Origin of the sequence: Caproicibacterium amylolyticum, assembly GCF_014467055.1 — a bacterium.
Lineage (GTDB): Bacteria > Bacillota > Clostridia > Oscillospirales > Acutalibacteraceae > Caproicibacterium > Caproicibacterium amylolyticum.
Window position 1 is genome coordinate 145451 of sequence record NZ_CP060696.1, and the last position, 12079, is coordinate 157529.

General features: G+C 51.9%; 9 protein-coding genes. 2 read left to right on the forward strand and 7 right to left on the reverse strand.

Going from position 1 to position 12079, the window contains the following annotated elements; genetic code table 11:
- Positions 1 to 210: 210 nt before the first annotated feature.
- From H6X83_RS00660 to H6X83_RS00690, 7 genes are all read right to left on the reverse strand, one after another.
- Complete coding sequence (locus H6X83_RS00660) at positions 211 to 1980, reverse strand: phosphoenolpyruvate carboxykinase (GTP) (protein WP_212507280.1); 1770 nt, start codon at positions 1978 to 1980, stop codon at positions 211 to 213.
- A gap of 128 nt (positions 1981 to 2108) precedes the next feature.
- Positions 2109 to 3119: a tRNA (adenosine(37)-N6)-threonylcarbamoyltransferase complex transferase subunit TsaD gene (gene tsaD, locus H6X83_RS00665; protein ID WP_212507281.1), complete on the reverse strand. Its 1011-nt coding sequence runs from the start codon at positions 3117 to 3119 to the stop codon at positions 2109 to 2111.
- A 38-nt stretch (positions 3120 to 3157) separates the two neighbouring features.
- Positions 3158 to 4150 carry a helix-turn-helix transcriptional regulator gene (locus H6X83_RS14510; RefSeq protein ID WP_246419379.1) on the reverse strand — a complete coding sequence of 331 codons (993 nt, stop codon included), beginning with the start codon at positions 4148 to 4150 and terminating at the stop codon, positions 3158 to 3160.
- A gap of 144 nt (positions 4151 to 4294) precedes the next feature.
- The gene (gene rimI, locus H6X83_RS00675) at positions 4295 to 4741 is read right to left on the reverse strand and encodes a ribosomal protein S18-alanine N-acetyltransferase (protein ID WP_212507282.1); all 447 of its coding nucleotides are present in this window, start codon (positions 4739 to 4741) and stop codon (positions 4295 to 4297) included.
- Positions 4738 to 5568: a putative RNA methyltransferase gene (locus tag H6X83_RS00680; protein WP_212507283.1), complete on the reverse strand. Its 831-nt coding sequence runs from the start codon at positions 5566 to 5568 to the stop codon at positions 4738 to 4740. Before H6X83_RS00680 ends, rimI begins: the two co-directional genes overlap by 4 nt.
- A 308-nt stretch (positions 5569 to 5876) precedes the next feature.
- Positions 5877 to 8498 carry a DNA polymerase I gene (polA, locus tag H6X83_RS00685; RefSeq protein WP_212507284.1) on the reverse strand — a complete coding sequence of 874 codons (2622 nt, stop codon included), beginning with the start codon at positions 8496 to 8498 and terminating at the stop codon, positions 5877 to 5879.
- Between the two features lie 47 nt (positions 8499 to 8545).
- A complete protein-coding gene (locus tag H6X83_RS00690; protein ID WP_212507285.1) occupies positions 8546 to 9199 on the reverse strand; it encodes a pentapeptide repeat-containing protein in 654 nt (217 codons plus the stop codon).
- Positions 9200 to 9387: 188 nt separating this feature from the next.
- Here H6X83_RS00690 and dusB point away from each other — a divergent pair, with 188 nt between their 5' ends.
- Positions 9388 to 10383 carry a tRNA dihydrouridine synthase DusB gene (dusB, locus tag H6X83_RS00695; protein WP_212507286.1) on the forward strand — a complete coding sequence of 332 codons (996 nt, stop codon included), beginning with the start codon at positions 9388 to 9390 and terminating at the stop codon, positions 10381 to 10383.
- A gap of 225 nt (positions 10384 to 10608) precedes the next feature.
- Positions 10609 to 11964: a hypothetical protein gene (locus H6X83_RS00700; protein ID WP_212507287.1), complete on the forward strand. Its 1356-nt coding sequence runs from the start codon at positions 10609 to 10611 to the stop codon at positions 11962 to 11964.
- Positions 11965 to 12079 lie beyond the last annotated feature (115 nt).

A 12079-nucleotide genomic window follows, 5' to 3' on the forward strand; every position in this document is an offset into this window, starting at 1 on the left:
CCTCCTGTGAACTTATGATAATGAATAATTTAATTATAGATTATTCGTAAAAGATTTGCAACATTTTGTTTAAATATGGGCTTTTATTTTTTTACAAATTATTCACAAACTTTCGGACGAATTTTGGCGAACAAAAAGCCGCAGCAATTCAGCTGCGGCTTTTTGTGGATTTTTATGAAAACTTAGGAAGTGAAAAAGGATTGACAAAAATTATTGAAGACGAGCCTTCAAGCCGTCCAGTTCTGTGGAAAGTTCCTTTGGCAGCTTGTCACCGAATTTCTTGTAGAATTCTTCGATGCCCTGTGCTTCTTTCTGCCACTGTGCTTTGTCGATGGTCAGAATGTCTTTCAATGTATCTTTACTGACTTCATCCTCAAGGCCTTCCATGTTGAGGTCCTCCGGTTTCGGCACATAGCCAATCGGCGTTTCAACAGCGTCTGCCTTGCCCTCGCAGCGGTCAAGAATCCAGTCGAGCACACGGAGGTTGTCACCAAAGCCCGGCCATTCAAAGTTGCCGTCTTTGTCCAGACGGAACCAGTTGACGTTGAAAATCTTCGGAGCCTTGTCGCCCAGCTTTTCGCCCATCTCAATCCAATGCTTGAAGTAGTCGCCCATGTGGTAACCGCAGAACGGCAGCATAGCCATCGGGTCGCGGCGAACAACGCCGACTGCGCCGGTTGCGGCAGCAGTTGTTTCAGAAGCCATGATGGAGCCTACGAACACACCGTTGTTCCAACTGCGGGACTGATACACCAGAGGAGTGGTCTGCGCACGGCGGCCACCGAAGATGATAGCGGAAATCGGCACACCGGCGCCTTTGTCAAACTCAGGGCTGATGCAGGGGCAGTTTTTGGCAGGTGCGGTAAAGCGGCTGTTCGGATGCGCGCCCTTTTCGCTGCTGGTCTTGCCGTTCCAGGGGTTGCCCTTCCAGTCGATTGCGTTTTCCGGCGGATTTTTGTCCAGACCTTCCCACCAAACGGTGTTGTCGTCAAGGTTCAGCGCAACGTTTGTAAAGATTGTGCCCTTCTTGGTGGAAGCAAGTGCATTCGGATTGGATTTATTGTTTGTGCCGGGAGCTACACCGAAGAAGCCGTTTTCCGGGTTAATTGCCCACAGGCGGCCGTCAGGTCCGATACGCATCCATGCAATATCGTCGCCGACAGTAAAGATTTTGTAGCCCTTCTTTTTGTAGCCTTCCGGCGGAATGAGCATAGCCAGATTGGTCTTGCCGCAGGCAGACGGGAATGCAGCGGTCACATATTTAATTTCACCCTGCGGATTCTGAATGCCAAGGATGAGCATATGTTCTGCCATCCAGCCCTCGGTTTTGCCCTGATAGGAAGCGATGCGCAGAGCAAAGCATTTTTTGCCCAGCAGCACGTTGCCGCCGTAAGCGGAGTTGACGGAAATAATGGTGTTGTCCTCCGGGAACTGGCAGATGTAGCGTTTCTCAGGGTCAACGTTGCACTTGCAGTGCAGGCCGCGCACCCAGTCGTTGCTGTCGCCCAGTGCATCCCACACCTTATTGCCGACGCGGGTCATAATGGACATATTCAGTACAACATAGATGGAATCAGTAACTTCCACGCCGATTTTTGCAAATGGAGAACCAACCGGACCCATGGAGAATGGAATAACATACATGGTGCGGCCCTTGTAGCTGCCGCGGGCAATATCATACAGCATTTTATAGCACTGCTGCGGATCCATCCAGTGGTTGGTTGGGCCTGCATCTTCTTCTTTTCTGGAGCAGATGAACGTACGGCCCTCTACACGGGCAACATCATTTTCCGCGGTGCGGTGCAGGAAACAGCCGGGCAGCTTTTCTTCGTTCAGCTTAATCATTTCACCGGTCTGAACGGCTTCCTTGCGCAGGGTTTCCAACTGCGCCTCAGAACCGTCAATCCACATAACGGTATCCGGTGTTACCAGGGCCTTCATTTCTTCGACCCAGTTCAACACAGATTTATTCGTAGTCATACGACGCTCTCCTTCCGGCCCAATGGCCATTGACAATGTTGATAGTTTGCCCATCGTGTACAATTATAGTACAAAAGGGAGTCGGAAGCAAGGAGGTAATTTTGAATTTTAAGAAAATATTTCCTTCATTAATTTGCTTCCATTGGCATTTCAGGGCGCGCATTTAAATCATTTCCGGCAGTGTGGCCTGCTAAAAATTCATAGTAAGCCTGCGCGCCCACCATGGCAGCGTTGTCCCCGCAAAGAGAAATATCAGGTCGGGAAAACTGCCAGCCGCGCTCACTGCAGACCACTTCCAGCCGGCGGCGGAGCAGGCGGTTGGCACTCACGCCGCCCGCAATGACCAGTTTGGTGGCACCGGTGTCCTCGGCAGCTTTCACAAAGTTGCGTTCCAGACAATCCACCACTGCCCGGCGGTAGGAAGCGGCAAGGTCTTTTACCGGTAGCTCAATACCGCGTTGCTGGGCGTTGTGAATCAGATTGATTACAGCGGTTTTCAGCCCTGAGAAACTGAAATCATAAGGAGAGCCGTCCACACGGGGATGCGGCAGGTCAAAGGCGCAGTCATTGCCGCCTTCCGCGGTTTTATCCAGTTCAATGCCGCCGGGGTAAGGCATGCCCATCGTGCGGGCAGCTTTGTCAAAGGCTTCGCCCGCGGCATCGTCGCGCGTTTGCCCGAGCACGGTGATTTTAGTGTAGTCTTCTACATTTACAATGTGCGTATGCCCGCCGGAAACCACCAAGCACAGAAACGGCGGTTTTAGCTCCGGGCTGGTAATATAGTTCGCCGCAACGTGGCTGCGCAGGTGGTGTACCGGAATCAGCGGCTTGCCGGAGGCCATGGAAAGTCCTTTGGCAAAGTTGACACCCACCAGCAGTGCGCCAATCAATCCCGGTGCATAGGTCACGGCCAGTGCGTCTACATCGGAAAGCTGCATCCCGGCATCCTCCAGTGCCTTTTTCGTAACGGGCACCACAGCTTCGCAGTGGCGGCGGCTTGCAATTTCCGGTACCACACCGCCGTACAGTTTGTGTTCTTCTACTTGTGAAGCGACCACGCTGGACAGGACCTTCCGCCCGTCCTCTACAACTGCGGCGGCAGTTTCGTCGCAGGAACTTTCCAATGCAAGTATTTTCATATGCTGACTCCTAACTTAAAAATAGCGAACAGAATTTATCAATGAAAGTGGCCGGCAATCATATAGAAAAAGGGAATGGTGATGTACAGCATCCAGGCCGGGTGCCATTTGTCAAACAAAAAGCCTGCCAGCAGGAACAGAATCGTCATAATAATCGGATAGCCGCCGTACAGCCCGGCGTAAAAGACCGGTATCATTAAAAAGATAAGCCAACCGGGGTGCCATTGCCTGAAGCAGAAGCCGAGCACCAGATAAAGCAGGGCCGTCAGGGGAGCAAACATTCCGGAAACAAGGAAATGCAGTGCCGGAATGACCGTGAAAATCAGCTGCAGCACCATAATGGACAGAACCGGCGCAATTTCAGAAATGGCATGCGCAGGATCAATCGGTTCACGCGGAGGTCTTGCGGGATTGGCATACATGGGATTTCCCCACAGCGGCGGCTGATTTCCTGTGGTATAAGTATAATTTGTGCTGTTTCCTGCGGGATTGGCGTAGGCATTGTTTGTGTTGGAGTAGTTGGAGCCGCCAAACGGATTGGCGCTGTTTTCAGTAGGATTTGTGTAAGTATTGTCTGCGCCGGAGTAGGTGGAACCGCCGAATGGGGTTGCGTTGTTTCCGGCAGGATTCGCGTAAGTATTGTTTGTGCTGGAGTAGTTGGAGCCGCCGAACGGGTTGGTACTGTTTTCGGCAGGATTCGCGTAAGTATTGTTTGCGCCGGAGTAGTTGGAGCTGCCGAACGGGTTGGTACTGTTTTCGGCAGGATTTGTGTAAGTATTGTCTGCGTCGGTGTCACCAGTGGATGTGTGATTCTCCGGCTCAACAGGTTCCTCTGTTTTCAGAAGGTCATCCAGAGAAACGTTGTACAGCCGTGCCAGCATAATCAGGTTGTCAGTATCCGGAGACGATTCAGCGCGTTCCCATTTGGAAACAGCCTGCCGACTGATGCCCAGTTTTGCGGCAAGTTCCTCTTGTGAAAGGTTATTCTTTTTACGCATTTGTACCAAGCGGTTTGCAATTTCAATATTCATAAATCTATCTCCTTTATCTGGTTTCTGGTAAAATCATATCAGAAGCAACTGGTTGCGAACCACCATTTCTGCTTTTCATCCGGGCAACTATCGGTTGCGGGCAGTGAAAAAGCCTGCGGATGAAGTACTGCAGGGCATAAGGTGTTACTTTGAAAAAGACTTTGTTAAAATCAGGGCATCCTCCGGTGGCTTTGTGTAAAAACCGCGCCGCCGCCCGGTTTCCTGAAAGTTCAGCTTGGTATACAGCGCAATAGCCGGTGCGTTGCTTTCCCGTACTTCCAATGATACGAATACGCCATTGTGCCTTTCAGCAAAGTTTATCAGGGACTCCACAATTGTTTTGCCGATTCCGCACCGCCGCATTGCAGGGAGAACTGCAATGTTGTCAATGTATCCTTCCCCGCAGACGAAATGCATCCCGCCGTAACCGGCAGGTACGCCATCCAGCAGCGCAACTCGGAATACGGCAGTGTCGCTGGTGAGTTCCGCACGCAGGCCATCTTCGGTCCAGGGTGTGGGAAAACATGCCTGCTCCATTTCTTCGACCGCTTTAATATGTTTTTCTGCCATGGGAACGACTATGAGATTCATGTTGTTTCCCTCTTATAAACCAGAAAATCAAACCCGATTTCCGTGGTCAGTTCCGACACTGCTTCCAACTTTTTGCTGCCCTCTTTCGGCGTTTTCCAGAAGTACGGCGTCATGGAAAATAAATCCTGCACATCCCGACCGGTAAGATGCAGTGCGCCGCGTACCGGTACGCGTTCTGTAAATTGAAAGCCAGTGTAATCGGTGTCCTTTTCCTCATTTTCATAAGGCGCATCATACAAAATTTCTTTTAGCCCAAAAAGATGCTTTGCACTGGGCACCGCCAAAATGAAATATCCGCCGGGCTTGACAATGCGGCAAAATTCCTCCGGCACCACTGGCGCGAATACGTCCACCAGTAAATCTGCACAGGCATCCGGCAGCGGCAGGGAAAAGCTGCTTGCAACAGCAAAGGAAACATCCGGCGCGGCTTTTGCAGCCATGCGAACAGCGGATTTGGAAATATCACAACCGAAAAATGACATCGCTTTTCCGGCCGACTGCAGTGATTGCGCCAGCCTCTCGGTATAGTATCCCTCGCCGCAGCCTGCATCCACAAGAATGGGAGATTGGATGTTTAACAGTTTCGCAGCGAGTGTGTTCAGTGCGTCACTGAACAGCTGATAGTGTCCGCCAGCAAGGAACCGCCGCCGTGCCGCCACCATTTCCTTGTCATCACCGGGGTCTTTGCTGTGTTTCTTGTTTGGCGGCAGCAGGTATAAATAGCCCTCTTTGGCGAAGTCAAAGCAGTGACCGTTTTCGCATGCCACAGAGCAATTACTATTCGTATAATATAAATTTTTATTACAGATTGGACAAGTGAAATACATATTTAAAATACTCCAAACATTGCTTCCAGTGCCTGCATTACAGGTTCGGCTTTTGGCTGTACGTTTTAAATTTACATTTATTTTTCAATGAAGTTGTGGGGCATTCTGCCCCGCGCCCTGAGTGACTTTCTGTTTCAGCAGAAAGTCACCAAAGACAGACAAAGGCTGCGCCTTTGCTGCCAAGCCGCGCGGGGTACAGTTTGTTTGCGCAAAAACAATTCTTTTGCAATGCTGGTTTGCCACTGCAGGCTTGGGTGCTAAAATGCCTCAGTTTGCATAAAACGGCGGCTTTGCGCCCCTGCAGCAATTTACGCTTTCGCTTCGTACCAAGTTTTTCCGGATTTTGCGTCCGCGGTGAGCGGAACTGCCAGGGAAACGGCATTTTCCATTTCTTCCTGCAACAATTTTGCGGCGGTTTCCGCTTCTGCCTCTGGTGCTTCCACAATCAGTTCATCGTGCACCTGTAAAATCAACTGGGCGGAAAGGCCCTCCCTTTTCAGGCGCTCCTCCACATGAATCATGGCGATTTTAATAATATCGGCGGCGGCTCCCTGAATCGGCATATTCCGCGCCACGCGTTCGCCAAAGGAACGCAGATTAAAGTTGCTGCTGGAAAGTTCCGGCAGGTACCGCCGCCGGCCAAACATGGTTTCGGCGTAGCCTTTTTCTTTTGCCTCGGCAACCACCCGTTCCATGTAATCGTTGATGCCGTTGTAATGCTGCAGATAATCCTTTATATAGGTATCCGCCTCCTGCCGGGAGATGCGCAGCTGCTTGGAAAGGGAAAAAGCACCGATGCCGTACACAATGCCGAAATTGACCGCTTTGGCACGGCTGCGCATGAGCGGACTGACCATTTCTTCCGGCATATGAAACACCTGCGCCGCGGTCGCGCGGTGAATGTCTGCTCCGCTTTTAAAGGCGTCAATCATGTTCTGGTCATTAGCAACGTGTGCCAACACACGCAGTTCAATTTGGGAATAGTCGGCGTCAATCAGCACGCAGCCGGGTTTTGCAACAAAGAAACGGCGCAGTTCGCGGCCAAGGTCGGTACGTACCGGAATGTTCTGCAAGTTCGGTTCTGTGGAGCTGATGCGGCCGGTGCGGGTTTCTGTCTGATTAAAGCTGGAGTGAATGCGTCCGTCCGGTGCAATGACTTTCAGCAGACCGTCACAGTAGGTGGATTTCAACTTGCTGACGGTGCGGTACTGCAAAATCAATTCCACAGCCGGATGCTCATAGCGCAGATTTTCCAGCACGGCAGCACTGGTGGACCACCCGCTTTTCGTCTTTTTCCCGTGCGGCAGTCCCAGTTTGTCAAACAGTGCTTCACCGAGTTGTTTGGGGCTGTTCAGGTTAAATTCGTATCCGACCTGTTCCCAAATATCCTTTTGATAGGACTGAACCTGCTCCTCCAGCACCTTTCCGTATTTTGCGATACCGGAACGGTCCACAGCAAAGCCGGTCTGTTCCATGTGCGCCAGCACGTGGGCGAGCGGCTGCTCAATGTCACGCAGCAGCGGGGTTTCACCGGAATCTTCGATTTTTTCCGCCAGTGCTTTGCACAGCTGCGGCAGGGCGCAGACGCTCGCACAGGAGGTCAGTGTGTCGGTACGCATTAAATCCTGCGGCTGCATATGCTTCATCGTTACATCAGCGGGCAAAGGGGCACCGTATTCCTGACAGAGACGCTCAAAATTGTAGCCGCTTGCGGTTGCATTCAGAAGGTACGCTGCCAGCAAAGCGTCCTGCACCAAGTTGAGTTGTGCGCCTGCCGACTCTGCGGCGGTAAAAAGCGGTTTGCTGTCATAGGTGCAGCACGGCAGCTGCAGGGCGAAAATGCGCTTCCAGTCGTCGGGGTCTTCCAGAAGAAAGGCACCGTCCCCCTGTGCAACAGACAAGCGCTGCAGATTTCTGCCGTCAAAGTCGCCGAGTACATAGATTTGTCCGTCCTTTTGCAGGTTGCTGCACAGTTGATCCATGTCCGGATGCACATCAAGCGGAATGGCGGCAGGAGCGGCTGCGGCTTCTTCTGCAGAAGTGTCAGTTGGAGCGGGAACGCTGCCCCAGTCCATCTTTTCCAGCAGCTTAAAGAATTCCAGACGGCGCATCAGTACGGCTGCTTCCGATTGTTTGGCAGGCGACTTCACATAAGATTTCGGGTTTGTATCGACCGGTGCACTGGTGCAGATGGTGCCAAGTTCATGAGAAAGGTAGGCACTTTCCTTGCCGTCACGCAGTTTTTGACGCAGGTTTTCGCGGATTTCCAGTTCATCCAGATGTGCATAAATATAATCAATGGAATGATACTTCTGAATCAAATCCCCTGCGCCTTTGGGGCCGATTCCCTTTACGCCGGGGATACAGTCGGAGGAGTCCCCCTGCAGAGCCTTGATTTCAATCATTTCCGGCGGCTTTACGCCATAGTCCTCCATGACGCGCTGTTCATCATAAAGCGTGACCTGCGGCTGACCGTATTTGGTGCTTGCCAGACGCACGGAAACGTAAGGCCCAACCAGCTGAAGGCTGTCGCGGTCTCCGGTGGCAATGACACAGGTGTCTTTCCGTTCTGTGCAGGAACGCCCCAGTGTACCCAGAATATCGTCTGCTTCGTAACCCTCGCAGGTAACTAAACAGTAGCCGAGCAGGGTCAGCAGCTCTTTCAGGTTTGGCAGCTGCTGCGCCAGTTCTTCGGGCATACCGTGGCGGTTTGCCTTGTAACCGGAGTACCGCTTGTGGCGAAAAGTCGGTGCTTTTAGGTCAAATGCGATTGCCACCGCATCCGGCTGCACTTCGCTTTCCAGTTTTTGCAGCATGGTCAGGAAACCGTAAATTCCGTTTGTGTACAGCCCTTCCTTTGTTGTAAGGAGCTTGATGCCGTAAAAGGCGCGGTTCAGGATGCTGTTGCCGTCCAGAACGAGTAATTTCATGGGGACCTCCCGCAGTTTTTTAAATAAGCGTACAAAGTAAAAGATAATTAAAGCCGGACTTTTACACCCAGCAGGCCAGCCAGTCCGGCAGCCTGCGTCAGGCTGACTGTGCAGCCTTTCAGTTCCACAGGCGGCGAGGAAACAATGGGCGAGGAAAAGGTGTTGTTGGAAAAATCAATACCGGTGAGCATCGTTTTGAAAAAGCTGCAGCGAACAAAGCGGCAGTCAGCTGCCGAAAAGCGTTTGAGTGTGGTATCAGCCAGCGAGACCTCTGTGAAATCACACTCCCGAAATTCAGCATCGGTCATTTTCACACGGTCAAAACAGGCATATTGCAGGTTTGCCTGCTTTACGCTGAACTGCCGAAAAACGGAGCCGCCGAAGTTAGTGCCCAGGCAGCGGCAGTTCTGAAAACTGCATCGTTCAAAAAAGGCATCCGTAAAAACGCTGTTGGAAAAATCGCAGCCGCGGAAAACGACATCGGTGAAAGAAGCACCGTCAAAAGGACATTCTGAAAATGTGCAGTTTTCAAACAGGCTGTTTCGCACATCCAAACGCGAAAAGTCCTGTTGTTTGGCAGAGCTGCTGTGAACCTGCAAAGCGCTCAGCGGCATTTCCTCCTGCAGAAAGGACTGTACATACTGCACGAAATCCTGTGGTTCAAAAAGGGATTCAGCTGCTGTCACGGCGGGCTGCTGCATAAAATGGTTCCTCCAGTGTTGTGATATAAACCTTATTATACCACGATTCTGTGGCGCGGAAAAGCCGCAAACTGCCGCCTGCCGTAAAATGTGCGCAATACTTTTGTTTATGCACAAAAGTGTGTATAATAAATACGGAAAATGTTCAGCAGCCGCAAGACTAAAAACAGGCGGCCGGGAAGGAATTTATGTTGAAAATCGGAAATGTGGAATTGACAGGACAGGCATTGCTGGCACCGATGGCGGGGGTGACCGACCGCGCTTTTCGGGAGCTTTGCGTGCGCTTTGGCGCGGGCTACTGCGTAACGGAAATGGTGAGCGCAAAGGCGCTGGAATATGAAGATAAAAAGACAGCGGGATTGATGGATATCGGCCCAAAGGAACACCCGTGCGGCATTCAGATTTTTGGCAGTGAGCCGAAAACAATGGCGTTGGCAGCCAAACGTGCGCTTGCGTTTGGGCCGGATATTATAGATATCAACATGGGCTGCCCTGTGCCGAAAATCAATGCTTCCGGCAGCGGTGCGGCGCTTATGAAGACGCCGCAGCTGTGCCGGGAAATCGTGGCGGCAGTCAAGGATGCGGTGAACATTCCGGTGACCGTAAAAATCCGTACCGGGTGGGACAGCGGCAGCATTAATGCGGTGGAGGTGGCGAAAATCTGTGCAGAAGCGGGTGCGGACGCAGTTGCGGTACATGCGCGTACAAAAACGCAAATGTACAAGCCGGGTGTGGACTGGCGCATGATCCGCGCCGTAAAAGAGGCAGTTTCCATTCCGGTCATTGGAAACGGGGATGTTACGGGGCCGAATGCCGCGGCACATATGCTGGAACAGACCGGCTGCGACGCGGTTATGATTGGACGCAGTGCGATGGGAAATCCGTGGATCTTCCAGCAGATCAATGCGGCCTTGCAGGAGCAGGTGGAGATTGTTCCGCAGCCGGGGCTTTACCAGCGGATGACCGTCATGCTGCAGCATATTGCCAAAATGGTGGAGTATAAAGGGGAGCACCGCGCCATGCACGAAGCGCGCAAGCACGTTGCGTGGTATCTGCATGGGCTGCGGGGAGCGGCAGAGTTTCGCCGCCGCTCCGGCGAACTGGAAACATATCGTGATCTGGAACTGCTGGCGCGGGATATCCTGAACGAAAATCAAGAAGAAACGGAAGAAAACAGTCGGTAAAAATAGGTGTGGTTTTGCCGTAATTCCGGCAGATTTCTGTCCCAAAAGGTTTATGCACAACGGAAGCGGTTCTGTCATGGCAGAAAATACGGATTTTTCACCGAATTGCGTCACACGATAACTCTTGTATTCGTGTACTTGTTTGTGTTAAAATAGAAAACACTGATAAATGGAAAACATGTCTGGCGGGCGCTTTGCCCGCTTTGTACTGGAGGTACAATAAAAGTGAAAAAAAAGACAGTTCGTACACTGCTTTTGCTCTTCACACTCGTTTTTACAGTGTCCTCTTTCAGCATTTCTGCATGGGCAGAAAGCGGCACAGGCGATATTACACCCACTCCACCCACTTCGGAAGTACCGGATACACCTGCCAGCAGTGAGCCGGCATCTCAGGAACCGGCACCGGAATCCAAACCGGCAGAATCCGAAACACCTTCTCAGCCGGCTTCCAAGGAACCGGAAAGGCCGGCACAGTCTAACGCTGAGAAACCCTCCTATTCCAAACCTTCCGGCGGCAACACGGATGAAACTCCCAGCAAGGCAACAAGCCGGCAGGAGTATGTAGATCCGGACAACGTGGTAAGTGACAGCGGAGCTGCCTCTGTTACACAGCGGCCAAACACCTATGAAAGCCATATCAACCAAAACGCTTCGGCAGTTGCAAGTACATCTCCAAATGCAAATTCCGAGGACTGGAGCAACCTGATGTCCGGCCTGTCCAGCGCATCTTCAGCGGTTTCATCCACTACTGTCAGCATGGCAGCGGGCGGAGCAGGCACAGTTACAGCCGGCAAAAACGGCGGCACTTCCTCACTGTTTATGCTGGGTGTGGGCCTGATTATTGCGGCAGTCTGCGGAATTGGTGCGTTCATTTATCTGCAGTTTTTCTCACATAAGCGCCGCGGCGGTGGCCAAGCCGGACATAAAGAAGACGATTATGAGGACAGTGACGACTTTGAGTATGCAACCAGCGAATTAGAGCGTATTACTGAGGACACACATCCGGCGGCTGCACAAAACAGCGGTGCCACACGTGCGACTGCAACGGTTATTCCGCGCCATATTCCGGAAACGATGGAAGATACCATTGACAATTTTACAGACATTAATTCCAGCAGTGATGGAATTCAGCACCGCGAGGAATATGAAGAATTTGTAGAACGTACAAAACCGCCGATTGTGCCAAAACCGGCAACCCGTACGGCACCGCCGATTTACACACCGCCGAAGAAAGATGAAGAAACGTTAGTGCTGCCTGTGCTTTCCGAGAAGGAAGCAGCAAAACGTGCACAGCGTGCGCAGGCCGCCAGAGCGCAGTCCCACCATCGGCAGCCGCCGATTACTTCCAATGCGGTTCCCCGCAACCTGCGCGGCCGTCCGACCGTTGCTGCACAAACTGCCTCACCTGTTGCTCACCCAACAACACAGCGGCCCGTTGCCGCGCCAAAGTCCACGCCAACACCGCCCTCTGCTGCTACTCAGCAGGCTGCGGCACGTCCGGTAGCGGTGCCAAAGAAAGACACAAACGCCAGCAGTGATTTTGACTGGGATAAATTTTTGAACGATAACCGCCGCGGCTAAAGCAACAGCTGCAGCTTGCAAAACAGGATTTGGATCTTGGCCTTTTCTGCCACGGCATGGCAGAAAGACGCTGATCCAAATCCTGTTTTTGCGTTTTTTTAAAGAAAAAAATCAA